This window comes from Halococcoides cellulosivorans, from assembly GCF_003058365.1.
GTDB lineage: Archaea > Halobacteriota > Halobacteria > Halobacteriales > Haloarculaceae > Halococcoides > Halococcoides cellulosivorans.
This window is the reverse complement of the sequence record NZ_CP028858.1, coordinates 2,242,229-2,267,288: the sequence shown is the minus strand read 5'-3', so window position 1 is coordinate 2,267,288 and position 25,060 is coordinate 2,242,229. Positions and strand designations below refer to the sequence as shown.

The window sequence follows — 25,060 nt, the reverse complement described above, 5'->3', positions numbered from 1 at the left end:
TTTGTACGAATATATTTGGGGCCGGGGACCGAACACGACGGACGATGCGAGGGGACCGCAGCGCCATCGACGGTATCGAGCGCACGATCGATCGACGAACCTTCCTCCGGGCGACGGGGGCGGGCGTCGCCGGCGTCACGACGGGCGGCCTCGTCGGGACGGCGGGCGCGGTCGGCGGGTCGACGCCACCGTTGCACACCGAGGGCCGCTGGATCAGAGATCCGGCCGGCGAGAACGTGGAGTTGCGAGGCTTCGCGACCGCGGGGCTCGATTTCATCGCCAACGACTGGTACCCGTTCTCGACGACGGAGGTCCTGGAGCGGGCGACCGACGGCGAACAGTGGCAGCCGAACGCGATCCGACTGCCCGTCACGGAGTGGCCCTTCATCGAGCAGGGCCCAGCGTACGTCGTCGAGGAGTTGCTGCGCCCGGCGGTCGACGTTCTGGCCGATCGGGGCGTGTACGCCATGATCGACTTCCATCTGATCCGGCCGTACGTCGAGACACGGGCGAACGCCGAGGGGATGGTCGCGGACGGGTGGGCCGAGACGATCGACGATCTGGGCTTCGACGCGAGCGTGCCGACCGACGAGTTGCTGATGGACTTCTGGAGCGCCGTCGCGCCCGCGTTCGCTGACGACGACCACGTGCTGTACGAACTGTTCAACGAGCCGACGCTGCCGGTGGCGTGGTCATCGTACGGCAGTAGCGACGTGTCGAACCGCCAGGAGTCGTGGACACTCTGGCAGAAGACCGCCCAGCCCTGGGTCGACGAGATCCGCGCGCACGCGCCCGAGACGCCGATTATTGTCGGCTCGCCGTCCTGGACCTCCCGGACGGACTTCGCCCCGGAGTACCCCTTCGAGGGCGACAATCTCGTCTACGCCGGCCATATCTACCCGCCGAACGGCCAGCCCTCGGAGTTCGACTCGGTGTACGGCGCGCCCGCCGAGGACGTGCCCGTCGCCATCACGGAGTTCGGCTGGGACCCGAGCCTCCCCGAGGACGACGAGGGCTACGGGACGACCTCGGGGTGGGGTGAGCCGTTCCGCGAGTGGGTCGATTCGTACGACAACGTGGGCTGGTTCGGCTGGTGTTTTGATCACTCGTGGGCGCCGACCTTCTTCGAGGAGACCGGCGACAGTAGTCAGCCCTGGGCCCTCAAAGACGGCCCCGAGGAGCACGGCGGCTTCATCCGCCAGTGGCTCGCGGACGCCGCGAGTGGGGGCGATTCGCCCCCGGAACCCCCGATTCTCGGGGACGCTCGCCCGACCGATCCCGACGGCGACGGGGTGTTCGAGGACGTGAGTGGGAACGGCGACCTCGATTTCCCCGACGTGAACACGCTGTTCCAGAACACCGACGCGCCGGCGGTCCAGAACACGCCCACGATGTTCGATTTCGATGGCGACGGCGACGTCGACTCCCAGGACGTGCTGGCGCTGTTCGAGCGGATCTAACGGCCCATCCCGAACCGCCGATGCCGGAGTTCGGGTGTGATCTTGATGCGGTCGATGTCCTGGCCGGTGCGATACCAGACGAACGCCGCGCGCGTGAACAGTTCGCGACACTCGATGCGGACCTCGCGGGGGACGCCGTCGGTCCGCCGTTGGATGTCTTTGATCGCGTCCTCGGTGAACAGCCCCGGGCGCGTGCCGTCGAACTCCTCGCCGCGGAAGTACGCGATCGAGCGCGCGATGTACTCCGAGACGTGTTTCGGGTCGAACGGATCGATCCCCTCGTAGTAGCGCAATCGTGAATCGAGCGTGCCGCGCAACTCCGCCAGGCGGCGCTTGCCCTCGGGCGTCCCGAGCAAGAACAGGCGAACGCCGGTGTCGCCGGCGACCTGGATCGTCGACATGAGCTGTTCGGGCAGGACTTCGATCTCGTCGATGACGAGCAGGAGTGTCCCGCCGTCGTCGCGGATCATGTCGACGATGGCGCTGACGGCGGCTTTGGTGTCCTCGGTCACCCACGGAATGCCGTCTCGGACCTGCCGGAACTCACTGGTGTCGATGCGATAGCCCGCGTCGTAGGCGGCTTCGAGCGCGGTCGCGTACAGCTTTCGGGGCGTGGTCTGTTCGGGATTGTCCAGGAAGGCGACGACGAAGTCGTCGTGATTGCCCAGATCACGACGGACGATCTCGCGGAACGCGGTCTTGCCCGTGCCGTAGGGACTGATCAACCCGATGTGCTGGTCTTGAAGCAGCCAGCTCGTGATCTGGTTGAGCATCTCCCGGTCGTGACGGACGTACAGTGGCTCGGGCATGCTGTGGAGGGCCGCCTCCTCGGTGAAGGGGAGGTCAGTCACGTCGTTGGGGTCGCCACCGAGCGCGCGCCCGAAGGCCAGCAGTCGCTGTTCGACCTCTTCGAGTTGGTCGATCAGGACGCCGTCGCTGGCTGGATCGGACTGGTGTGGGTCGCGGAACTCCCGTAACCGCTCGACCAGTTCACCGATCTGCTGGGCATCGCTCGTCTCGTCGGGGGCGGGGGGATCGAGTCCCCCGGTCTGTTCGGATTCGTGAGACACGGTGACCTCCTGGGCTCCGATGAAGAATTCGGCGGGGCAATCTGTTATATTTTTGGGCGGGCCGGCGGGCGGACCGGGGTGACGCAGTCGCTCGCTGACAGTACTGGCCGCCGGCGGACGCCGATCACCCGGTGAACTGGTGGTACTCGATGCCGGGGTCGGCCATCTCGTTGTGCCGCCGCTCCAGGAAGGCGTACACCGAGCCGTGTGGTGCACCGTCGATCAGCATCTGGGTGGCCTCCCGGACGGCGTCGACCTGCTCGGGTTCACCGATGACCGACAGCGTCGACCCGTAGATCCGGACGTTCGCACCGCTGAGGTCCTCCATCAACTCCCGGGTGCGGCCGTCCTCACCGATGAGTCGGCCCTTGATGCGTCGCAAATCGCGGTCGTTGCGCGCTGCGGCCTCGACGTCGATCACGTCGAGCATGACGAGGTCGTCAGCGAGCAGTTCGAGCGCCTGATCGGGGGCGAACCCGCGCCCGATGGCCTTGACCACGTCTGGCCCTTTCAGCCCGATCACCGGGTCACCGACGGTCTCGACGGCGACCGATCCGGTCTCGGAGTCGATATCGAGTCGCACCTCTGCGGCCGATTCGATCTCCCGCATCGTCTCCCCGCCCTCACCGATCAGCACCCCGATTCGGTCCTGCGGAATCGTCACGTGCTGCATACCGGTGCTATGGCGGCGGTCGCCATTACCGTGTCGGATCGGCCAACTCCACGAAGTTCCGGAGAATGCGCAGCCCCGTCTCGCCGGATTTCTCGGGGTGGAACTGCGTGCCGAAGACCTGCCCCGAGTCGTCGCTGACGACGCTCGCGAACCGCTCGCCGTACTCCGTCGTCGCGACGGCCGCGCCGTCGTCGTCGGGGTCGGCGTAGTACGAATGGACGAAGTAGGCGTACTCGCCGTCGACGCCCTCCAACAGCGGGTGTTCGCGCTCGACCGAGAGGGTGTTCCAGCCCATGTGCGGGACGGTCATCTCGGTCGAAAACCGCCGGTTCTGGCCCGGGACCAGATCCAGTCCTTCGACGTCGCCCTGGCCCGCGTGTGTGGACTCCTCGCTGCCCGTCAGCAGCATCTGCATCCCCAGACAGATGCCAAAGAGTGGCGTGCCCGTCTCGACGACCTCGCGGATCGCGTCGCGATACGGCCCGGCGTTGTCCATGCCCTCCGCGAACGCTCCCACGCCCGGGAGGACGACGCCGTCGGCCGTCGAGAGCGCGCCAGGGTCATCGACGACCGCCACCGTCGCGTCGGCGCGTTCGAGGCCGCTCTTGACGCTCCTGAGGTTTCCGAGCCCGTAGTCCACGATCGCGATCGAAACGTCTCGAGACCGGTTCATAGCGTCGCTTCACCGGCCATCGTCAAGTTCCTTCCGTCACCCGCCCGGATCGCGCCAACCGCTATTATCACTACTAGTATTGAGGTCATGCCGCTCAAGTCTCTCTGCTCCGTAGTCATTACTACGGGCAATTCTGGGAGAAAACAGGGCATGAACTCCAAATCGTCTGATCGTGGCGCGCCCCGCTCAGCTCTCCAGTCTCCCTTTCATTCTGTATATCGATATCTGAATGCTGGCGTTGCCGTCGATCGAGCACCGCGCTCGCAGGGCCGTGGGCTTCGACGCGACGGGTCGCGACTGGTCGTGACGGTCGCGCTCGTCGTGTTGATGGCTCCAGCGATCGCCGGCTTCGGGGCGAGCGTCGCCGTTCCGGCGGCCCCGTCGGACGCTTCGGCGCCCCCGGCGGACTCGGCCGGGGCGCCCACCCAGGGTGGCGGGCCAGCACCGGAGACGTGGTCGATGATGCCGTCCCCGGCAGACGAACGCTCCGCCGCACAAGCCGGCGGGTCGGAGCTGTTCGCTGATCCGGACGATGACGGACTGGCGACCATCGTCGAACAGCGCCTGGGCACCGATCCCCACGACGCCGACACCGACGGGGACGGCCTGCCGGACGGTGCGGAGGCGACCTGCACCGACGCGCTGCCGGGAGCGGACCCGCTCCACCAGGACCTCTATCTCGAAGTCGACTCGGAGTCGGGCGAGTCGCTGAGCGACGGGGCGATCGAACGGGCCGAGGCGGCCTTTGCCGAGGCGCCCGTCTCGAACCCGGACGGCCAGAGCGGGATCGACCTCCACGTCCGGCGTGACGACGGCGATCTGACCCTCGGGTCGCCCGTCGACACGATCGACCGGCCTGGCTCGGCCGACGACATCGGTGACGTGACCACTGCGCACCGCGATTACCGGACTGCGGGGCATTACTACGTCCTGGTCGCTGACAAGGTGGCGTACGACGGCGACCCGGAGTACGTCGGGGCGGGCCAACCCGGCGTCGTCATGTTCGAATCCTACCCCGACCCGTTCCTCACGGCGTCGCTGCTCGTTCACGAACTCGGCCACGCCTTCGGGTTCGACGAGAGTTTGCCCGGCGTCGATTCTGAGAGATACTCCCTCGACGAGTACCCGAGCGTGATGAACTACAACGGCCTCTACACGTCACTCGAATTCTCCGATGGCTCCGGTGATCTGGGCCGCGACGAGTGGGCGTTCATCGCAGACGACCGTCACCGCCCGCCGGTCACCTGTGGCCCGAACGAGACACAGACCACTCTCGATCGAGAGCGCTAGTCACTCGCGGCGGTGGTAGACGAGCACGACCAGCAAGAAGACCAACACCAGCGTTCCGATCCCGCCGATCACTGGTGAGGCCCCGCTCTCGTCGTCGAGTGGCGTCCGGGGCGGGTCGCGTGGCGTCGACTCCTCGGGCGTCGGGGTCTCGGGGGCGAACTCCGACTGGAGAACGAGGATCTGTGCGGATTGGGTCGCCAGCAGGCCGTCGTTGTCGAGGATCTGCAACTCGACGGTCGCCGTTTCGTTCGTGGCGATGACGTTCGGCGGGAAGAAGTGTTGGTTGTCGATTTCGCCGTTGCCACCCAACTGGAGCCATGTGACGCCCGCGACCGTGCCGTCGGGGTCTTCACTCCAGACCGGGTCGAGTGGGGCGGACTCGCCCTCGACGACAGTGTATGGGCCGTGGGCGTTCGGTTCGGGGATGACGAGTGAATCGGCGTCCGGGTTCACGTTGACGATCGTCGAGGCGTGCGCCATGCCGTTCTCGACGTGTTCGGCGCTCACGTTGAACCGATACTGGTCGGTGGCGGCGTCCTCGGGGACGCGCAGTGTGACCGTCGCGGTTCGATTCGCCACGGCCTCGGGGAACACCCATCCGACGACCCGGTCGCCGGAGTCCAACTGCTCGACTTGCCCGTCGGTCCCGTCACTGGTGCTGGAGACGATCTCCCAGTCGGTCGGCACTGGCTCGAATTTGATGCTATTGACGTCCTGGACCGCCAGTTCTATGGTGACCGTCTCGCCCGGCGCGACGACGTGATCGCTCCCCGAGGCTCTCGGAAACGACTCCTGGGTCGGGTCGGCCAGCGCCGGCCCGGCCAGACTGGCCACGAGGATCACGACGACCGCGAGCGTCGCGACGCGGGCCACCCCCTCGCCGTGGGTCGCTGTTCTCTCCATACACGAACGAGGCGACGGCGCGACAAAAAGCGATTGGGGTTAGTCTCGACGCACGGCGACGAGCGTGGCGGCGACGAGTGCGATCAGCGCGACCAGCGGCCCGAAGCCAGGCCCACCGGCGTCGGTCTGGGACTCCGTCTGCGGGTCGACTGCCTCACCGGTCGTCGTCGCGGTCGAGGCCGCGTCGTCGGTCGAGGGTTCCGCCGCACCACCGGAGTCGTCGTCAGACTCGGTGTCCGGGTCGATCGGGTCGATCGGTTCGGTGTCACCGTCGTCGGACCCCGAGTCGTCGTCCGTCGGGATCTCTTTCTTTCCACCGCCGCCGACGCCGCCGCCATTCCCGCCGCTGTCACCCTCGTCGTCCTGGGTATCCGTTTCGGTCGGCGTCTCCGAGGCCGACTCGGTCACCGACACGGTGGCGGTGTCGGTCACGCTGCTGTCGTCACTCGACCACGCGGTGGCCGTGAGCGTGACCGCTCCGGTCGAGGCGTTCGCCGGCACGCCGAGCGTGACGTTCAGGCTGAGGCTGTCCTGGTTCTGATCCCAGGTCCAGGCGAGTTCCTGGCTGTCGTTGACTGTCTCGTCGATCGACGTGGCTCCGCCAGCCTCGACGGATTCGATCGTCCAGTTGGCCGGGATGTCGTCGAGCGAGAGCATGCCGGCGTTCTCGGCCGTCAGAGTCAGGGTCGCGTTCTCACCGGGTGCGACGCTCGCGTTCGCGACAGAGACCGAGAGTGCGTCACTCGGCTCGTCGGTGCCAGGCTCGTCCGTACCGGGTTCGTCCGTACCGGGTTCGTCCGTACCGGGTTCGTCCGTACCAGGCTCGTCCGTACCGGGTTCGTCCGTACCAGGCTCGTCCGTACCAGGCTCGTCCGTACCAGGCTCGTCCGTACCAGGCTCGTCCGTACCAGGCTCGTCCGTACCAGGCTCGTCCGTACCAGGCTCGTCGGTGCCAGGTTCGTCCGTACCGGGTTCGTCCGTGCCAGGCTCGTCCGTACCAGGCTCGTCCGTACCAGGCTCGTCGGTGCCAGGTTCGTCCGTACCAGGCTCGTCCGTACCGGGCTCGTCCGTACCAGGCTCGTCCGTGCCAGGCTCGTCCGTGCCGGGTTCGTCCGTGCCGGGCTCGGTAGTCGGTTCGTCAGTCGGGAGCTCCTCGACGACCGAGATGGTCGACGTGTCGACGGAGTCCAGACCGTTCGCTCCGAGGGTGAGCGTGGTATCACCGATCGACGCGTTCTCCGGAATGGCGAACGTCACGGAGATCGAGACGTCGGACACCGTGCCGCCCCAGTTCCAGGCGATCTCCTGGCCGCTGTCGAACGTTTGGATGATCGGCGTCGTGCCCTGATCGTCGACGGACTCGATCGTCCAGTTGTTCGGGATGTCTCCCAACCAGAGCGAGTCGACGTTGTCGGCGGTGATGTCGACCGTGACGGTCTCTCCGGGGCGGACCGTGCCATCGGTGGCGTCGACGGTCGGATCGTCACCGGAGCCGGGCTCGTCGACGGGCGTGATCGTCGTCTCGCTCGGCTCGTCGGTGCCCGGGTCGGTCGTCTCGGGCGCGCCACCGACGGCGACGACTTCGGACGCGGTGGTCACCGGGATGTCGGCGCCAGTGTCGTCCTGGAGTTCGTGGACGCCGACGGAGAGTCCGGCGTACCCCTCACTCATCGCGTCCATCTCGATCGTCGCGAGTTCGATGTCCTCGGCCCCGTCCTGAACCATCTCGTTCGGATCCGTGGCTTCTATCGTGATCGCGGAGCCGTCGTCGGCCCGCGAGTACGTGTTGATCGTGTCGAACGCGTCGCTCCAGGTGACCGGGCTCACTCGATCGCCGCCGGCGACCTGCAGGACACTCGCGTTGTCACTGGCCAGCGTCACCTCGTAGCCAGAGACGCCGTTCGGGGCCTCGGAGAGCACGAGCGAGGCCGCGTAGCCGTCCTCGGTCTCGACGGGTTCGATGCTCAGGACGGCCGGCTCGGGCGTCTCGTCGGTGGTCGGCTCGTCGGTCGGGACCTCGTCGACGACCGAGACGGTCGCCGTGTCACTCGTTTGGGGGAGGCCCGCCAGATTCCCTGTCGCGTTGAGTGTCGTGTCGCCAATCGTCGCGTTCTCCGGAATGGCGACCGTCGCGGAGACCGAGACGTCGGTCACCGTGCTGCCCCAGTTCCAGGCGATCTGTTGACCGTGGTCGTAGGATTGGACGATCGGCGTCGTGCCCTGGTCGTCGACGGACTCGACCGTCCAGCTGTTCGGGATGCCTCCCAACCAGAGCGCGTCGACGTTGTCGGCGGTGATGTCGACCGTGACGGTCTCACCGGGGCGGACCGTGCCGCCAGTGACGCTGACGGCCGGGTCCTCACTGGAGCCCGGATTATCGACGGGCGTGACCGTCGTCTCGCTCGGCTCGTCGGTGCCCGGGTCGGTCGTCTCGGGCGCGCCACCGACGGCGAGGACTTCGGACTCGGTGGTCACCGGGATGGTGTATCCTCCACCGTCCTGGATATCGTGGACGCCGACGTCGAGCTCAGCGTACCCCTCACCCATCGCGTCGAGGTCGATCGTCGCGAGTTCGATGTCCGTCACCGGTTCGTGCATGTCCTCCGAATTGGTGGCTTTCAGCGTGATCGCGGAGCCGTCGTCGGCCCGATTCACCGTGTTGATCGTGTCGAACGCGTCGCCCCAGGTGACCGGACTCACTCGGTCACTGCCGGCGACTTGCAGGACGTCCGTGTTGTCGCTGGCCAGCGTCACCTCGTAGCCAGAGATGCCGTTCGGAGCCTCGGAGAGCACGAGCGAGGCCGCGTACCCGTCCTCGGTCTCGACGGGTTCGATGCTCAGGACGGCCTCTTCGGGCGTCTCCTGGGTCGGGACCTCCTCGTCGGTCACGGAGACGGTGGCGGTGTCGGTGGCCGAGAGATCAGCCCCGTTGGCGGCTTCGGCGGTGAGTGCCGTCTCACCGAGCGCGGCGTCCGCGGGCACGGACAGGGTCACGTCGATGGCGACGCTGTCCTGGTTCTGGTCCCAGGTCCAGGCGATCTTGTCGGTGCCGTCGGTGGTCTCGTCGATCGGTGACCCGCCGGCGTCGTCGATGGATTCGATCGTCCAGTCGGTCGGGATGCCGTCGAGCGAGAGGAGGCCGACGTTCTCGGCAGTCAGCGAGACCGTCGTGGTCTCACCGGGCATGACTGCGCCTCCCTCGACGTTGACGGACGGACTCCCGGGGACGGGCGTCGGTTCGTCGGTCGACGTCTCGTCGGTCACCGAGACGGTGGCGGTGTCGGTGACCGAGATGTCGTTGTCGTTGGCGGCCTCGACGGTGAGTGCCGTCTCACCGAGCGCGGCGTCCGCGGGCACGGACAGGGTCACGCCGATCTCGACCCGATCCTGATTCTGATCCCAGGTCCAGGCGATCTTGTCGGTGCCGTCGGTGGGCTCGACGATCGGTGATCCCCCGGCCGCGTCGTAGCTCTCGATCGTCCAGTCGGTCGGGATGCCGTCGAGCGAGAGGAGGCCGACGTTCTCCGCGACGAGCGAGACAGTGACGCTCTCACCGGGGGCGACGACTCCGCTCCCGACGCTGAGGGCGGGGCTCCCGGGTGAGACGGTCGTCGGGTTGTCACTCGGGGTCTGCTCGGTCGGTTCGTCACCGACTTCGGTCGTCGGTTCGTCGCCAGGTGTCTCCTCGGTCGTCGGTTCGTCGGTCGGCGTCTCGTCGGTCGGGACGCCCTCGCTCACCAGCACAGACGCGGTGTGGCTGGCGATCAGCTCGTTGTCGTTGGCGGCTTCGGCGGTGAGTGCCGTCTCACCGATCGCGGCGTCCGCAGGGACGGACAGGGCCACGTCGATGGCGACGCTGTCCTGGTTCTGATCCCACGTCCACGCGATCTTGTCGGTGCCGTCGGTGGTCTCGACGACCGGCGACCCACCGGCCGCGTCGTAGCTCTCGATCGTCCAGTCGGTCGGGATGCCGTCGAGCGAGAGCAAGCCGACGTTCTCGGCAGTCACCGTGACGGTCGCGGTCTCGCCGGGCGCGACGACTGCTCCTTCGAGACTGACGGCCGGTTCGTCGGTCGGCGTCACCGTCTCGGTCGGATCGTCACCAGTGGAATCCGTCGGCTCGTCGGTGACATCGGGTGTGTCGGTCGTTTCACCGGATTGGTGGGTGTGTACCGTTTCCTCCTCTTCGATCACGTCGATGCCGATCGGTGCGGTGGTTGTCCCCTCGGCGTCGTTGGCGGCCTCGGCGGTGAGTGCCGTCTCACCGATCGCGGCGTCCGCGGGGACGGCCAGTGCGACCACGACGGTGACGCTGTCCTGGTTCTGATCCCAGGCCCAGGCGATCTCGTCGGTGCCGTCGGTGGTCTCCTCGATCGGTGACCCGCCGGCCGTGTCGTAGCTCTCGATCGTCCAGTCGGTCGGGATGCCGTCGAGCGAGAGGAGACCGACGTTCTCGGCGGTCACCGAGACCGTCGCGGTCTCACCGGGGGCGACGGCATCGCCCTGGACCGTCAGGCCCGGGGCGGTGTCGCCCGCACTGTCGGTCGTCTCGGTGTCGGTGCTCTCGTCGAGTGAGAACTCGGCCGTCTCCGAGACCGTTCCGCCGTCGATATTCTCGGCCTCGACCGGGAGCGAGAAGGGCCCGCTCTCACCCTCGGGGACTTCGAGGGTCACGGTCTCCGTGCCGGTCTGGCTGTCCATCCAGACCCAGCCGACGTTGCGATAACTCTCTCCCTCTGGTGATTTCTCGGCCAGACCGTCCGAACTATCGACGACGGTCCAGGTGTTTGGCACCTCCTTGATGTTGATCGCGGAGGCGTTGGTGTAGTCGACCGAAATCGTCACTTCCTGGCCCGAGACGGTCGTGTCGACCGCCAGATCGGGCTGAACGGCTGCGTCCGCTCCAGTGACGCTCGACACCGCGATACCCCCTGTTATCGCGGCTAATGTCATTACGACTGCCAATGCCCCCGCCACCCCTGGTCGATCAAAATCCGGATCCATCGCTCTCCCTAACTGTACGATCGATTCCGACATAGATTTTTCGCATACCTGTCGCTATTTTTTATTGGAAGACCATCATAGAAAATGGGATGGCGGCCTACTTGTCTGATCTCTGTCTCGTCTTCCGAACGGTGGGGGCAGTCGTCGGGACGGGAACGCACGTTTTATTACGGCCAGAGGGGTAACAGTCCGTATCTATGCCCAACTCCAACGGTCCGCTCCAGGGGACGCGCAACAAACTCCAGAACGATTCGCGTAACCGCGGCACGACGCCGCCCCAGCAGGTCGTCGAGCAGTTCGACGACGGCGATTCGGTCCACCTCGCACTCGACCCGAGCGTGAGTGAGGGCCGGTTCCACCCGCGATTCAACGGTCACACCGGCACAGTCGTCGGCTCGCAGGGCTCGGCGTACAAAGTCGAGATCGTCGACGGTGACACGCCGAAGACGATCGTCGCGAAACCGGCCCACCTCCAGCAACAGAACGAATGACGATCTTCGACGAGATCGTCGACGAGCAGTACCTCACCATCGCGGAGGCCAAGACGATCCTCGGTGACATCGAGACCGACCGCGCGCTCGACGAGGACCGCGAGATGCGGTACGAACTCACGCGCGCGGTCGAGCACGTGAACCGGTTCGCCACGCTCGACCCCGAGGAGGCTCAGGAGTTCCTCGCGGAACTCGACGACATCGAGAAGATCGACGAGCGGACGGCCCACAAGATCGTCGATCTCAAACCTCGCGATCGGGACGAACTCCGGGCCGTCTTCGCCCAGGAGCGGTACACGCTCTCCGGCGACGAACTCGACGAGATCCTCAACGTCGTCGCGAAGTACGCCTGACGCGCGTCGTCCGGCCGGACCGTCGGGCCGGCGTGGCGACTCGCGTCGCCGGACTGCGACGGTCCGACCAGAGAGCTTTTAAGTATCCGCTCTGCGTACCTGACCGTCATGAACGGCGCGGGTGAGGGGGATTCTGAGTCCCCGACGGCGGTCGTACTGGATCATTTGCCCCACGGTCGCACCGAGGACGACCGCCCGCAGTATCAAAAACAGCCGCTGGCCTACGTGGTGACCGTCGAGGGCTTTCGACTGTTCGAGTGCGTGTGCTCCGAGGACGGCGACGTCTCGATCGGTGATCGCGTTCCGCTGTACGCGGACGTCATCGAGCGAGCCAACCAGATCGCATACGACGACCTGCCGAGCGGTGCCCAGTCCGAACTGGAGTACGCCATCGACGAGATCGTCGCGACCGACGAGCGACGGTTCGTCGATTTCTACACCGAGGCCCAGCCGATCACCACGCGGCTGCACGCGCTGAACCTGCTGCCGGGGATCGGGAAGAAACTCCGGAACGCGATCCTCGACGAGCGCAAACGCGGTCCGTTCGAGTCGTTCGAGGACCTCTCCGAGCGGGTCGACGGCCTCCACACGCCTCGCGAGGTCGTCCTCGATCGCATCCTCGAAGAGATCCGCGAAGACGATCTCAAATACCGAATCTTCGTCGACGATGACTGATCCACTCGACGACCACGACGGTCGCGACCCGGACGCACTCCGCGATCGGGCGGGCCTCGACCCCGACCCACGCGACGATCAACACCTCCTGATCGACGACCGCGTGCTCGATCGGATCGTCGGGTACGCCGTCGAGGCCGGGATGGACACCACGACCGTCCTGGAGATCGGCGCGGGGACGGGCGCGCTCACGGATCGCCTGCTCGCAGTCGCCGACCACGTCGTCGCGATCGAGCGCGATTCCGAGCTCGCGGCCTTCCTCCGGCGGGAGTTCGTCGACGCGATCGCTGCCGATCGGCTGACCGTGATCGAGGGTGACGCCCTCGACGCGGAGTGGCCCGCATACACGGCGTCGGTGTCGAATCTGCCCTACGGGCCGTCGAGTGAACTCCTCTTCGAGATGCTCCCGCGGGGGCGGCCCGCCGTCGTCCTCGTCCAGCGGGAGTTCGCCGAGCGGATGGCTGCCGGCCCCGGCGAGGACGAGTACGGCCGGCTGTCGGTCACGGCGGGCCACTACGCCGCGGTGACGATCGAAGAGCCCGTCCCGCCGACGGCGTTCGATCCACAACCCGCCGTCGAGAGCGCGGTCGTCCGGCTCGACCCCCGAACGCCGACCTACGAGGTTTCGGACGACGACCGGTTTTTCGACGTGGTGCGGGGCGTGTTCACGCAGCGCCGGAAGACGACGCGCAACGCGATCCGCAACACGACTCACATCACGGGCATCGACGACCCCGCGGCCGTGCTCGACGCGCTCGACGAGGAGATTCTCGACGCGCGCCCGGGATCGCTCGCGCCCGAGACGTTCGCCCGGATCGCGCGTCTCGCCTGACCGATGGTTCCCGACGACCTTCCGGACGTCTACGAGCCGGCCGAGGACTCCCATCTCCTGGCGGAGGTCATCGACGAGCACCTCCGGGCGGGCGAGACCCTGCTCGAAGTCGGGACCGGCAGCGGCGAGGTCGCCGCCAGCGTCGCTGACCGTCCCGGCCGCCTGATCACGACGGATCTGAACCCGCACGCCTGCCGGCGCGCTCACGATCGCGGTCTCCCGATCGTGCGGGCGAACCTCCTGGATCCGATCGCCACCGACGCGGCGGACGTGATCGCGTTCAACCCGCCCTATCTCCCGACGCCGGCCGACGAGGAACGCGACGACTGGCTCGCGCGGGCCCTCTCCGGTGGGCCGGACGGCCGCCGCGTGATCGACCCGTTTCTCGACGATCTGGGGCGCGCGCTCCGCCCGCGCGGACGGGCGTATCTGCTCGTGAGCACACTTACGGGCCTCGACGCCGTCCGCGAGCGGGCCGCCGACGCGGGATTTTCCGCTCGGGCGGTCGCTGAGCAGTCGTTTCCGTTCGAACGATTGACTGTTCTCGAACTCCGCCGGTAGCCCCCGATCGGTAGACGGCGATCGATTCACGCCGTGTGGCGTGAGAAAAATCACTTTGTTTTCATAGGCATTATTTTTGTACTAGCAGCCTCATTGTTGTACCAACGGCCGAGCCCTGGTGGGGCCAATCAATGGGGGAGATCATCGAAATCGCGGACGGTCGTCGGGGTCATCCCGGCGACACAGTCGACGCCGCCGGGATCGAGGGCGCACGGCGCGTTCTCGACCAGTATCTCGGTGAGGACGAGGAGCCACAGTACCTCCTCACGAACGGGCAGCGCGGACTGATTCTGGACGACGACGGCGACTGTGAGGAGATCGAGCCGAGTGCGGGCCACAACACGGTCGTGATCCTCACGGACGTGCGGACGCTGTTCGTCGTCGGTGGGGCCGACGGCACGGACGACCGCGTCGTCAACGTCCCCTACGTCGAGATCGTCGCGGTCCGGCGCGAGGAGAGTTTCTTCTCGGAGCGGTTGGTGCTCGTCACGCCCGCTCAGCGCTGGGAGGTCCCGTTCAAAGGCGACCTCGAACGTGTCGAGGCGTACCTCGAACGGGCATTGAGTGCGTGGTCGGGCGCGCGCACGGCGATCGAGTCGTTCCGCGAGCGGATGTCCGACGCGCTCGACCGCCTCGACGCCTCTGAGTACGACGCGGCACTCGACCGGGCCGACGCCGCCGAAGCGGCGCTCATGCAGGCCCAGTCACGGTTGGAATCGCTCGGACCGGGCGCGATGCAGTCGCTGACACGACTCGCCGGGGAGGACGACGTGGCGATGCTCCGGACACGAGTCCATCTCGATCGGGGCGAACGCCACCACGAGCGCGCTCAGGACGCGATCGAAGCGGGAGCGTATCACGATGCCCACGACGCGATGACGACGGCCCGGGACGCCCTGCAGCGAGCGGCCGATCTTCAGCCACCCTCGCTGGACGAACCGGTAGAGGACCGACTCGCCACCGTGAAACGCGATCTGGCTGATCTCTCCCGGCGACCACTCGCGGACGCTCGATCGGCGTACGAACACGCCCTCGAACTCGACGGGATGGGCCGAGCGATCGCCTTAGAAGAGGCCTTAGAGGAGTATCGGGATGCACTGTCGGTCTGTTGGGGCGACCGTGGCGACCAGTTCGACGGTGATCCCGAGGCGATTCGCGAGCGCATCATCGAAATCGTCGAGGGCATCTACGAGGCGTGGACCAACCTCGCGTGGGATCGACTGGTCGACGGTGACGCGTATGCGGACCAGGGCGACGACGACCGCGCCCGGACACACTACGACGACGCCCGCACGCATCTCGATCGCGCCCGAGCGGTGACACGCGAACTCCATCCCGACCTGGATAGCGACCTGGATCCGTGGTTCGAGGCCGTCGACGATCGCCTCGAATCGCTCGACGCCCCGTCGACCGCCAGCCCCGACGGCGTTCCCGAACCCAGCGCCGAGGTCCAACCACTCTCGGCGGGCGGGTTCGACCACCAACTCGACGCTCTCGATTCGGCCGATCTGACCGACCTTCTCGCGGACGTTGTCACACGCAACGGCTGGTCGACCACGACGGTCGCGGGCGACGACGACCCGTACGATCTGATCGCGTCGCGGGACGACCCGTTCGACATCCGGATTCTCGTCTGTGTGGTCGGTGACGACGGGACGCCGACGACACGTGACGTGACACGACTGGCCGACGCCGCCGACGCCACGTCGGGTGCCGACGTCGGCGTTCTCGTCGCACCGGAGATCCCACCGCCAGTCCACGATCGGGCGACCGAGCGCGGACTGACGGTGCTCAGTGCCGAGCGCCTCGCGACGATCATCGAGGCCGATCGGACCCCGGAGTCCGGGGCGGCGGCCTGACGAACTCCGCGGGGAGTCCTCGGACGCGAACGGATCGGTTCTCGCCCCGTTCGATCGAATCTCGCCACCTTATCTTAAGTAGGTGCCCGACGCACTGCCGACCGGAGACACCATGAACCACAACGTGGGACAGACGGATCGCATCGTTCGGATCGCCGCCGGCCTCGTCGCCGTAATCGTCGCCGTCGTCGTGGCGATGGGCGTCGCCGGCCTGGGATCGCCGGTCGATCTCGTCGTGGCGGCTGTCGTCGGACTGATCGGACTCGTGTTGATCGGGACTGGCGTGACACAGACGTGTGCGCTCTATTCGCTGATCGGCGTCGACACCAGCGACTGACGGCGCCACTGCTTTCGTCCGGGACGCGACGCTCTGAGTGACGGAGTCGGCGCTCGAATCGATGGAACGCCACGCTCAGTGACGGGACTGGACGCTCGGCGCTATCGCTTCTCAGGTAAAAAACGGAAAGAGGGTGGGGGGGGGGTGGGTGGGGATGGCACCCGGTTGGGTGCACCTGGATATGATCGGTCGTTGTACTTGAATGTTCGTTCGCAATTATCGCATTCGAAACTCGGGGCCGAATATCTTCGGGCCGTCAGCGTTCCGTCGGGTCGACGGGCACAAATCCCGTCGGGTCGAACGGCGGCCGTGAGCGATTCGCCCGTCGTTCGGGGTGCACGCCGACGCGATCTCGACGCCGTGGCGGCGATCGAGCGCGCCTCGTTCGACGCCCCATGGCCACGGGAGGCGTTCGCGGCGCTGGTGGACGCGCCAGGATTTCTGGTCTACGATCGTCGCGATGCGATCGAGGGGTTCGTCGTCGGGACGCTCGAATCCTGCCCCGACGGCCCGTGCGGACACATCAAGGATCTCGCGGTCGCGCCGGCGGCCCGTGGCGCGGGCGTCGGCCGCCACCTCTGTGGGGTGGCGACCGAGCGGCTTCACGACGCGGGCGCAGGTGTGGTCGGCCTCGAAGTCCGGCCCTCGAACGCCGCGGCGATCGCCTGCTACCGGGCGGTCGGGTATCGCGAGCACGGCCGCGAAGCCGCGTACTACGAGGACGGCGAGGACGCCGTGCTCTTCGTCCATCGACGGTCAGGTTGATAGACCGCGGCGCCGATGGGCGCGTATGTACGAGTGCCCGGTCTGTGGCGATCGGCAGGCCGATCTCGACCATCTCACCGATCACGTCGCGATCACCGCGAGTATCGAGGGCGACGACCACGAGCGCTGGCTGGACGCTCACGCGAGTGACTGGCCCGATCTGACGACCGCGGCGCTCGCTGACCGGATCGCGGAGTCGGTCCAACCGATCGATCCCGGACCGGACGCGCCGGGCGTGGATCGGAGAGCCGAACAGGCCCGTGACGCCTTCCAGGCGGGGCTCGACGCGACCGACGGGTCCGACGCCGACGAACGGACCGACGCCGACGAACGGACCGACGCCGACGAGTGACCGCCCGCGCTGGCGGTAGCCTTGAGTGTGTGAGGGGCCGAGCGCCGGCATGGACGAATTCGAGGTCGAGGAGTCCGTCGTCGAGTACGAGACTGGCTGGTACACCGGGGGATACGACCGCGTTCGTCAGCCCGACGGGTCGACCAAACGCTACTACTGGGCCGAACTCCCGCCGGCGGTGGTCGTCGTCGCCAGGGCGGGCGACCATCTGGTGATGGTCGAGCAGTACCGGCCGGTGATCGGCGAGTCCTGTCTCGAACTGCCCGCGGGGATCGTCGAAGACGGCGAATCGTACACGCAGGCCGCCGCGCGCGAACTCCGCGAGGAGACCGGTCTCGATCCGTCGGGGCTCGCCCTGCTCGAACAGTTCTGGGTGGCGACGGGCGTGTTGCGCCACGAACGCGCCATCGTCTTCGCGGAGGGACTCCACCCCGTGGAGATCGACCGCGACGACAACGAGTTCCTCGATATCGTCCGGGTGCCGATCGACGAGGCCCTCGACCGCGCTCGCGCGGATCCCGCCAACGACGCCACGATCGAGGGACTGTTGCTCGCCGCCGAGGAGGGCCTGCTGTAGGGCCCCCGCTGGTCGCGTGTCGCGACTGCCTGCCGCGACCGCCACGGGTTTGTCTCCACCACCGCGATGTCTCGCATGGTCGCAGCTATCGATCCGGACGACCTCCCCGCGGTCCGCGAGGACCACGACACGCTGCTCGTCGACGTGCGCGCGTCCGCCGATTTCGAGCGCGGGCACATCCCCGACAGCGAGAACGTCCCGCTGGGGACGATTCCAGAGCACAGCGACGCGATCGCCGACCGGGACCCCGACCGGATCGTGACGGTCTGTGCCCACGGGATCGCCAGCCAGCAGGGCGCGCGGCTCCTCGCGGCCCACGGCGGTATCGACGGCGATCACGTCTACAACCTCACCGGCGGGATCGACGCCTGGGACGGACCGGTGACCGGCACGGCCGTCGACGCGGAGTGACCTGTGAAGCGGGCGCTGGTGGGCGTCTGTGTCGAAAGACGGTGGCTCGGTCAGTGGGCCTCGTCACACGGGGCTCGGTGGGGGTAACTGCTCGTCATCGCCACCGTCAGGCTGTATATCGTCGGTGCTCTAAAATGGCCGGTATCTACCCTCGATGTTGGACCGTCCGCGGGGGTGGGGTCGCCGTGCCCGTGCCGACACCCTCTCGCCCCGTGACGTAGCTTTAACACCACGGCGCGAGAGCCCCCTCCATGACACACGTCATCGTCGTCGGGGGCGGCCCCGCCGGACTGAGCGCGGCGCTGTTCACCGCCAAGAACGGACTCGAAACGACGGTCTTCGACACCGACGAGACCTGGATGCACAAGGCGCACCTGTTCAACTACCCCGGGATCGGGTCTATCGACGGCTCGGTGTACATGGAGACACTCCGCGATCAGGTCGACGACTTCGACGTCGACCGTCGCCAGGGCACGGCCGTCGAGCGCGTCACGACGACCGACGACGGCTTTTCTGTCGAGACGACCGAGGGCTCCGAGACCGCCGACTACGTCGTGTTTGCGACGGGGGCGGACCGCTCGCTCGCGACCGATCTGGGCTGTGAAACGACCGCCGAGGACGTCGTCGACGTGGACGTGACGATGGAGACCTCCGTCGCGGACGCCTACGCGACCGGTGCGGTGGTCCGCGTCGAGGAGTGGCAGGCGGTCATCGCCGCCGGCGACGGGGCCGCCGCGGCGCTCAACATTCTTTCGAAGGAAAAGGGCGAGCACTACCACGACTTCGACGTGCCCGCCGACGCGGACGCGCTGTTCGACTCGTTGATCGACGCGTGACCGGGATCGACGGTTGGTGCGTGACTGGATCGCCAGCCGAACCGCGAGGGCGACCTTCGATTCGCCCGAAAACAGCCGGAAGGAAGGCTGATCGCCGGTGGCTACAAACACCGTGAGGTCCAATCAGTGGCCATGATCTCCGCGGACGGCCTGCGCAAAACCTACGGCGGCTTCGTCGCCGTCGAGGGGTCGACCTTCGAGGTCGATTCGGGCGAGGTGTTCGGCATCGTCGGCCCGAACGGCGCGGGCAAGACGACGACACTGAAGATGCTCGCGGGCCTGATCGAACCGACCGGCGGGTCGGCGACCGTCGCGGGCCACGACGTCGCCACCACCGAGATGCGCCGCCATCTGGGCTTTCTCCCCGAGGAATCCCCGCTGTACGAGGAGATGACCGCGACCTCGTATCTCCATTTTTTCGCGGATCTGTACGACGTCCCCCGCGACGTGGCCGATCGGCGCATCGACGAGACGCTGACCGATCTCGATCTGGAGCATCGCGACCGCCGGATCGGGGACATGTCCAAGGGGATGACCCGGAAGGTCGCCATCGCGCGATCGCTGATCAACGACCCCGAGGTGTTGATCTACGACGAACCAGCGAGTGGCCTCGACCCGCTGACGACCAACTACATCATCGAGTTCACCAGCGATCTGGCCGACGCGGGCAAGACCATCCTGTTCAGCGCGCACAACCTGTTTCACGTCGAGTCGATCTGCGATCGCGTCGCGATCATGAACGACGGTGCGATCGTCGCGCGCGGTGGGCTGGAGGAACTCCGTCGAGAGCACGGCGAGCGCCGGTATCACGTCTACACCGACGTCGAGGTGTCGGGCGCGACCAGCGAGGGCGGGCAGTACCACTCTGTCGCATCGAGTATGGACGCCGTCGAGGCGATCCGCGAGGCGGCCACCGACCGCGACGGGCGCGTCCTGGACATCCGCACCGAGGAGTCCAGCCTCGAAGAGGTCTTCTTGAACGTCGCCGAGCGCGAGCAGGCCACCGAGCGGACCCGGGAGGCCTGACCGTGCGCTGGCGTCCGATCGCCCGGATCGCGCGGTGGGAACTCGCCGGATCGGTCGCGATCGACCGCCGGACGGGCGCGATGATCGCCGTCGCCCTCCTCCTCGCGAGCGCGACGCTCCCGGTCGCGGCCATCGGTGGGGTCAGCCCCGAGTCCGGGTTGTTCCGGATCGGCGTCGAGGAGACCAGCCCCTACCACCCGGTCGTCGACGACGATCCCGTTCCCGCGCCCGCGCTCGCCGTCCGATCGCCCGACAACGGCGAGATCGACGTGCTCGTTCAGCCCCACCAGATCAGCCTCGCCGACAGCGAAAAAGGCCGGGCCGCCTACACCGACTTCCGGGGCGCGATCGGGACGTACAACGATGTCCGCATGCGCGCGGAGGCCGATCAGTCCGCCGCCTTTCCCGTCACGGTCGCCGTCCAGTACGTCGAACGGTCGGCGATCGACCTCGACGCTGGCGACGCTGGCGATGGGTCAGTCGGTGACGGGTCCACCGGCGGGACGGGCGGCGACGGCCCCGGCGGTACTGGCGACGGCGGTACGGGTGACGCGAGCGACGGCGAGGTCTCGGACGCCGGCGGGTCGCTGGGCGGGCTCGGTGGCCTGCTCGCGACCCAGAACTCCTCCAGAAGCGATCCATCCTCGATCGACCCACCGTTCCCGTTTCGATCGCTGATCTTCGCCTTTCTGTTCGTCCTCCCGTTGAACTTCGTGATCCAGGCGTACGGCAGTTCGATGCTGCGCGAGCGGCTGAATCGTCGCGGGGAGTTGACGCTCGTCGCGCCCGTCACGCCGAGTGAGATCGTCGCGGGCAAGACCCTGCCCTACCTCGCTATCGCCGTCGGGTTCGAGGTCCTGCTCGCGGTCGGGATCGGTGTGCTCCGTGGCGGCTCGGGGGCGGGCCCGCTGGCCGTGCTCGCGGTGCTCCCGATCGTCGGCCTCTTTCTCGGCCTGACCTTCCTCGCGGCGATGTTCGCGCGCTCGTTCAAGGAACTCACCTTCCTCACGGTGACGATCACCGTCGGCGTCACCTCGTATGCGTTCGTCCCGGCGATCTTCACCGATCAGTTGCCGATCGCGCTGATCTCGCCGCTAACGATCGTCGTGCGGGACCTCCAGGGCCTGCCGATCGAGCCCGGCGCGGCGCTGTTCTCGATGGGCCCGCCCGCGCTGGTCGCGCTGATCGCGTTCGGATTGGGCATGGGCCTCTATCGCGAGGAAGACCTGTTCACCCAGCGCCCGGTGCCCTGGAAGGTCCTGGACGCGTTCGCGGGGCGGATCACGGGCGTCCGGTCGGCCGCCCTGTTGAGCGCCGCCCTGATCCCGTTCGTGTTCGTCGCGGAACTGATCGGCGTCGCCGCACTCTTTCCGGTCTCGCTGTCCTATCCGACGGTCGCGATCGTGCTCGTGCTCGTCGTCGTCGCGCTCGTCGAGGAGGCCGCCAAGAGTATTCATCTCTACGCGGGCGTAGTCCACGACCTGTATCCCAGGACGCGAGCGAGCGCCCTGAAGATCGGTATCGCCAGCGGCCTGGGCTTTTTCGTCGCCGAGAAGTTCGTCCTGATCGTCGCGCTCGCGGGGGGTGAGACGCCCGCCGTCCAGGAGGCCGCGCTCGTGACCGGCGGCGTGCCCGAGTCCGTTCCGGTGCTGATCGGCTTCCTGCTCGCGCCACTCGTCCTCCACGCGGGCACGGCGACGCTGTCGGCACTCGGCGCGATCGGCGGGCGGCGCCGCTACGCCGTCGGCTATTCGCTCGCGGTCGTCGTCCACCTGGCCTACAACCTCGTGGTGGTGATGGCGCTTGCCTGACCGCCTTCGTCAGCGGATCGCCGCGTGGGGGCGTCGCCCGCGCGTTCGGATCGCGCGCCGCGAGATCGATTCGCTCGGTCGCGAGAAGACGATCGTCCTCGCAATCTTGATCCAGTTGTTCGTCGCGGCGTTCTCGTCGTTTCTGGTCGTCGGCCTGACGACGCTGTACGATCCCGCCTCGACCGGCGGCGAACAGGCCATCGAGGCGGCGGTCTCGGGCGACGCCGTCGAGGAACTCCAGCGCGCGGCGCGCGAACACGACGCCGTCGCGATATCGCCGTACGAGAGCGAGTCGGCCGCGCTGGGGGCGCTCCAGGGTCGGGTGGTCGACGTGGCCTTGCATACTGACATCGTCGACGGGCGCATCGCCGTGACGGCGTACATCCCGGAGGGCAGTGTCGGGCCGACGGTGTACGTCGCGACGGTCAGAGACGTACTCGAAACGCTCGAACGCCAGGAGCGGATCGTCCGCTCGGACGCCATCGAGCAGCAGGTCCTGGAGGTGCCCCAGCCAGTCGAGTCGAACCAGTACTATTCGTTCGTCTACACCGTGCTCGTCCCACTGTTGATGTTCCTGCCCCCCTTCATCATGGGGTCGGTCGTCGTGGACACGCTCTCCGAGGAGTTCGAGCGGGCGACGATCGAACTACTCGACGTCGCGCCGATCGACCGCCGGACGATCCTCGACGGGAAGACCCTGGGTCTCGTCGCGCTCGCACCCCTGCAGGCCGCCGCCTGGCTCGCCCTCTTTGCGGTCAACGGGATCAGCGTCGCCCGCCCGGTCGCTTTGCTCGCGCTCGTCACGGGCGTGGCACTCGCACTGGGCGCACTCGGCGGCGGCCTCGCGCTCGCCTTCCGTCGGCGACGCCCCGCGCAACTGCTGTATTCGATCCTCGGCCTGGCACTGCTCGCGGCGACGGCCGCGTTGCCCGAACACCCCGTGAACACCGTCGCGAAACTCGGCGTCGGCAGCGCGACGGTCGGTACCTGGGTGCACCTGCTCGTGATCGTCGCGGGCGCGACGGTCGCGTACCTCGTCGTGCGGTGGTGGGTGGGCCGAGCGTCCGTCACGGCCTGACGGCCGCACTCTCGAAGAAATCTAGACGAAACGGAACGTTTCGAGGTTCTTCGGCGCGAACGTCCGCATGTTGTAGTCGTGATACAGCGCCGAGGAGAGGTCCTGCACCGACGATTCGTCCCCGTGGACACAGAGGACCTTCTCCGGGCGGGGGTTCATCGTCTTCACGAAGTTCTCCAGGCCCTGCCGGTCGGCGTGCCCCGAGAAGCCGTCGACGGTCTCGACGTCCATGTTGAGCGCGACGGTGTTCTGTCGTCCGCGCCCGTTGCTATTCCCGACGGGAATCTCGTCACGGCCGTTCTGGATGCGCCGCCCGAGCGTCCCCTGGGCCTGATAGCCCACGAAGGTCAGCGTCGAGTCGGGATCGGGTGCGATATGTTCGAGCCATGACATAATCGGCCCGCCGTTGACCATCCCAGAGGTGGAGAGGACGATCGCGGGCCCGCCGTCTGCGACCTCCTGGCGTTCCTCTTCGCCGCCGTCGATGTGGTTGAACTGGTCGGCCAAAAACGGGTTGGTGTCGTCGTGGAAGATGCGTTCTTGCAACTCGTCGCGGAGGTACTCGGGGTAAGTCGTGTGGATCGCCGTCGCCTCCCACATCATCCCGTCGAGGTGGACCGGCACTTCGGGAATGTCGCCCTCGCGCATGGCCTCTTCGAGGACGAGCATCAACTCCTGGGCACGCCCGACCGCGAAGGCCGGGATGAGCACCTTGCCGTCCCGCTCGATCGTCCGGTTGATGACCTTCTTCAACTCGCGTTCGGAATCTTCCTGGTCGGTCTGGTAGTCGTTGCGCCCGCCGTAGGTCGATTCGAGCACGAGCGTCTCCACCCGCGGGAACTCGTTGACGGCCCCGTTGAACAATCGCGTGTCGCTGTAGTGGATGTCACCCGAGAAGGCGACGTTGTACCGGCCGTTGCCGATGTGGAAGTGTGCGATCGACGAGCCCAGGATGTGGCCCGCGTTGTGCAGCGTCAGTTTGATGTCCGGGGCGATGTCGGTGACGTTGCCGTACTCGATCGGGATGGTGTGTTTGATCGCCTCGCGGACCATCTCCGAATCGTAGGGCGGCGTTCGCCCTTCCTTGGCGGCGACGTCGAGATAGTCCAGCGAGAGCAGGCCCATCAGATCCCGGGACGGCTCGGTCGTGTAGATCGGCCCGTCGTAGCCGTACTTGAAGAGGAGGGGAACGAGCGCGGAGTGGTCGAGGTGAGCGTGCGTCAGGACGACGGCGTCGATCGAACTCGCGCCGCTGCCGAGCGCCTCGGGCACCTGCAGGTACGGCACCTCGTCTTCGGCGCCCGGCTTGTCGCCACAGTCGATCAACACGCGTGTTTCGGGCGTCGAGAGGATGAAACTCGCGCGGCCGACCTCGCGACAGCAGCCGAGCGTGGTGATCCGGACCCACTGGTCGTCGGACATCTCCTCGCGGTGGATCTGCCGGCCGACCCGTTCGAGGATGTCACGGCGATCCTCGCGTTCTTGCATCAGGAAATCCCGGACGTTCGAGACCGTCGCGGACTCGATCGGTGGCGTCCGGACGACTTCGGGTGTCCAGCCCGTCGCGCTGGTGATCTCACGGAGTGTCGATCCCCGGCTCCCGATCACCATGCCGGGCTTTTCGGCCTCGATGATCACCTCGCCGGTGTCCTGGTGAAAGTCCAGATCGGTCACGCCCGCGTCGTCGGGAATGACCGCCTGGACGTCGGATTCGGCCTCCCGGGGCGGGTCGAGCGCGGCGGGATCGGGCCGGACGGTAATCCGTTTGCGCAACTCGGAGGCGAGGTGTCGAACGAGGTCGCCGCGCTCGGCAAACGCACGCGGATCCTGGGTGTAGATGACCAGTTCGGGACCCTCGAAGGCGACGTCCGTGATCGTGATGTCGTCGGGCACTTCCCGGACGACGGTTCGTTCCATCTCGTCGAGACGCTCGTCGACTCTACTCATGGCTCGTAGGGGTGCCCGGCACGGCTCCAGCGGGGAGCCCGCGCCGTCGGCTGGCACTGATAATCATAGGTTGTAT

The 25,060-nt window shown here is 67.2% G+C and carries 23 protein-coding genes; 17 read left to right on the top strand and 6 right to left on the bottom strand.

The features are described from left to right. Positions 1 to 44 precede the first annotated feature (44 nt). A complete protein-coding gene (locus HARCEL1_RS11220; RefSeq protein ID WP_108383583.1) occupies positions 45 to 1,460 on the top strand; it encodes a cellulase family glycosylhydrolase in 1,416 nt (471 codons plus the stop codon). On the opposite strand, the gene HARCEL1_RS11215 is transcribed toward HARCEL1_RS11220, so the two are convergent. From HARCEL1_RS11215 to hisH, 3 genes are all read right to left on the bottom strand, one after another. Beyond that, positions 1,457 to 2,449, bottom strand: a complete 993-nt coding sequence (locus HARCEL1_RS11215; protein ID WP_108384270.1) for an ATP-binding protein — start codon at positions 2,447 to 2,449, stop codon at positions 1,457 to 1,459. The genes HARCEL1_RS11220 and HARCEL1_RS11215 overlap by 4 nt on opposite strands. A gap of 205 nt (positions 2,450 to 2,654) precedes the next feature. After that, positions 2,655 to 3,203, bottom strand: coding sequence for a KH domain-containing protein (locus HARCEL1_RS11210; RefSeq protein WP_108383580.1), 549 nt, complete (start codon positions 3,201 to 3,203; stop codon positions 2,655 to 2,657). 25 nt (positions 3,204 to 3,228) lie between these two features. Continuing rightward, positions 3,229 to 3,876, bottom strand: a complete 648-nt coding sequence (gene hisH, locus HARCEL1_RS11205) for an imidazole glycerol phosphate synthase subunit HisH (protein ID WP_108383577.1) — start codon at positions 3,874 to 3,876, stop codon at positions 3,229 to 3,231. 303 nt (positions 3,877 to 4,179) lie between these two features. Between hisH and HARCEL1_RS11200 the strand changes: the two genes are divergently transcribed. Continuing rightward, a complete protein-coding gene (locus tag HARCEL1_RS11200) occupies positions 4,180 to 5,166 on the top strand; it encodes a zinc metalloprotease (protein ID WP_108383575.1) in 987 nt (328 codons plus the stop codon). On the opposite strand, the gene HARCEL1_RS11195 is transcribed toward HARCEL1_RS11200, so the two are convergent. Together HARCEL1_RS11195 and HARCEL1_RS11190 are read right to left on the bottom strand one after the other, a co-directional pair. After that, on the bottom strand, positions 5,167 to 6,069 hold the full coding sequence (locus tag HARCEL1_RS11195) for a hypothetical protein (protein WP_108383572.1): 903 nt from the start codon (positions 6,067 to 6,069) through the stop codon (positions 5,167 to 5,169). A gap of 39 nt (positions 6,070 to 6,108) precedes the next feature. After that, positions 6,109 to 10,989 (bottom strand): PGF-CTERM sorting domain-containing protein, encoded by a 4,881-nt coding sequence (locus HARCEL1_RS11190; protein ID WP_108383569.1) that lies wholly within the window; start codon positions 10,987 to 10,989, stop codon positions 6,109 to 6,111. A gap of 281 nt (positions 10,990 to 11,270) precedes the next feature. Between HARCEL1_RS11190 and HARCEL1_RS11185 the strand changes: the two genes are divergently transcribed. The 15 genes from HARCEL1_RS11185 (at position 11,271) to HARCEL1_RS11115 (ending at position 23,037) form a co-directional block, all read left to right on the top strand. Further along, positions 11,271 to 11,564 carry a 50S ribosomal protein L21e gene (locus tag HARCEL1_RS11185; protein WP_108383566.1) on the top strand — a complete coding sequence of 98 codons (294 nt, stop codon included), beginning with the start codon at positions 11,271 to 11,273 and terminating at the stop codon, positions 11,562 to 11,564. Then, a complete protein-coding gene (locus HARCEL1_RS11180) occupies positions 11,561 to 11,917 on the top strand; it encodes an RNA polymerase Rpb4 family protein (protein ID WP_108383564.1) in 357 nt (118 codons plus the stop codon). Before HARCEL1_RS11185 ends, HARCEL1_RS11180 begins: the two co-directional genes overlap by 4 nt. Positions 11,918 to 12,025: 108 nt before the next feature. Then, complete coding sequence (locus HARCEL1_RS11175; protein WP_108383562.1) at positions 12,026 to 12,592, top strand: DUF655 domain-containing protein; 567 nt, start codon at positions 12,026 to 12,028, stop codon at positions 12,590 to 12,592. Then, positions 12,585 to 13,424 carry a 16S rRNA (adenine(1518)-N(6)/adenine(1519)-N(6))-dimethyltransferase RsmA gene (gene rsmA, locus HARCEL1_RS11170; RefSeq protein WP_108383560.1) on the top strand — a complete coding sequence of 280 codons (840 nt, stop codon included), beginning with the start codon at positions 12,585 to 12,587 and terminating at the stop codon, positions 13,422 to 13,424. Before HARCEL1_RS11175 ends, rsmA begins: the two co-directional genes overlap by 8 nt. A gap of 3 nt (positions 13,425 to 13,427) precedes the next feature. Next, positions 13,428 to 13,985: a HemK2/MTQ2 family protein methyltransferase gene (locus HARCEL1_RS11165; RefSeq protein WP_108383558.1), complete on the top strand. Its 558-nt coding sequence runs from the start codon at positions 13,428 to 13,430 to the stop codon at positions 13,983 to 13,985. A 131-nt stretch (positions 13,986 to 14,116) separates the two neighbouring features. Continuing rightward, complete coding sequence (locus HARCEL1_RS11160) at positions 14,117 to 15,844, top strand: restriction endonuclease (protein ID WP_108383556.1); 1,728 nt, start codon at positions 14,117 to 14,119, stop codon at positions 15,842 to 15,844. Positions 15,845 to 15,956: 112 nt separating this feature from the next. Continuing rightward, on the top strand, positions 15,957 to 16,181 hold the full coding sequence (locus HARCEL1_RS11155) for a YgaP family membrane protein (protein WP_108384267.1): 225 nt from the start codon (positions 15,957 to 15,959) through the stop codon (positions 16,179 to 16,181). Between the two features lie 309 nt (positions 16,182 to 16,490). Beyond that, positions 16,491 to 16,946, top strand: a complete 456-nt coding sequence (locus HARCEL1_RS11150; RefSeq protein WP_108383553.1) for a GNAT family N-acetyltransferase — start codon at positions 16,491 to 16,493, stop codon at positions 16,944 to 16,946. A gap of 25 nt (positions 16,947 to 16,971) precedes the next feature. Continuing rightward, positions 16,972 to 17,298, top strand: coding sequence for a DUF5810 domain-containing protein (locus HARCEL1_RS11145; RefSeq protein ID WP_108383550.1), 327 nt, complete (start codon positions 16,972 to 16,974; stop codon positions 17,296 to 17,298). 49 nt (positions 17,299 to 17,347) lie between these two features. After that, positions 17,348 to 17,875, top strand: a complete 528-nt coding sequence (locus HARCEL1_RS11140) for an NUDIX hydrolase (RefSeq protein WP_108383548.1) — start codon at positions 17,348 to 17,350, stop codon at positions 17,873 to 17,875. 75 nt (positions 17,876 to 17,950) lie between these two features. Further along, positions 17,951 to 18,286 carry a rhodanese-like domain-containing protein gene (locus HARCEL1_RS11135; protein WP_108383546.1) on the top strand — a complete coding sequence of 112 codons (336 nt, stop codon included), beginning with the start codon at positions 17,951 to 17,953 and terminating at the stop codon, positions 18,284 to 18,286. 251 nt (positions 18,287 to 18,537) lie between these two features. After that, positions 18,538 to 19,122: an NAD(P)/FAD-dependent oxidoreductase gene (locus tag HARCEL1_RS11130; RefSeq protein WP_108383544.1), complete on the top strand. Its 585-nt coding sequence runs from the start codon at positions 18,538 to 18,540 to the stop codon at positions 19,120 to 19,122. 132 nt (positions 19,123 to 19,254) lie between these two features. Further along, positions 19,255 to 20,148 (top strand): ABC transporter ATP-binding protein, encoded by an 894-nt coding sequence (locus tag HARCEL1_RS11125; protein WP_108383541.1) that lies wholly within the window; start codon positions 19,255 to 19,257, stop codon positions 20,146 to 20,148. 2 nt (positions 20,149 to 20,150) lie between these two features. Further along, positions 20,151 to 21,959 (top strand): ABC transporter permease, encoded by a 1,809-nt coding sequence (locus HARCEL1_RS11120; RefSeq protein WP_233357333.1) that lies wholly within the window; start codon positions 20,151 to 20,153, stop codon positions 21,957 to 21,959. Then, entirely contained in the window at positions 21,952 to 23,037 is a 1,086-nt protein-coding gene (locus HARCEL1_RS11115; protein ID WP_233357332.1) for an ABC transporter permease, read from the top strand. The genes HARCEL1_RS11120 and HARCEL1_RS11115 overlap by 8 nt, the downstream gene beginning before the upstream one ends. A 21-nt stretch (positions 23,038 to 23,058) precedes the next feature. On the opposite strand, the gene HARCEL1_RS11110 is transcribed toward HARCEL1_RS11115, so the two are convergent. Beyond that, positions 23,059 to 24,984 carry a beta-CASP ribonuclease aCPSF1 gene (locus HARCEL1_RS11110; RefSeq protein ID WP_108383536.1) on the bottom strand — a complete coding sequence of 642 codons (1,926 nt, stop codon included), beginning with the start codon at positions 24,982 to 24,984 and terminating at the stop codon, positions 23,059 to 23,061. Positions 24,985 to 25,060 lie beyond the last annotated feature (76 nt).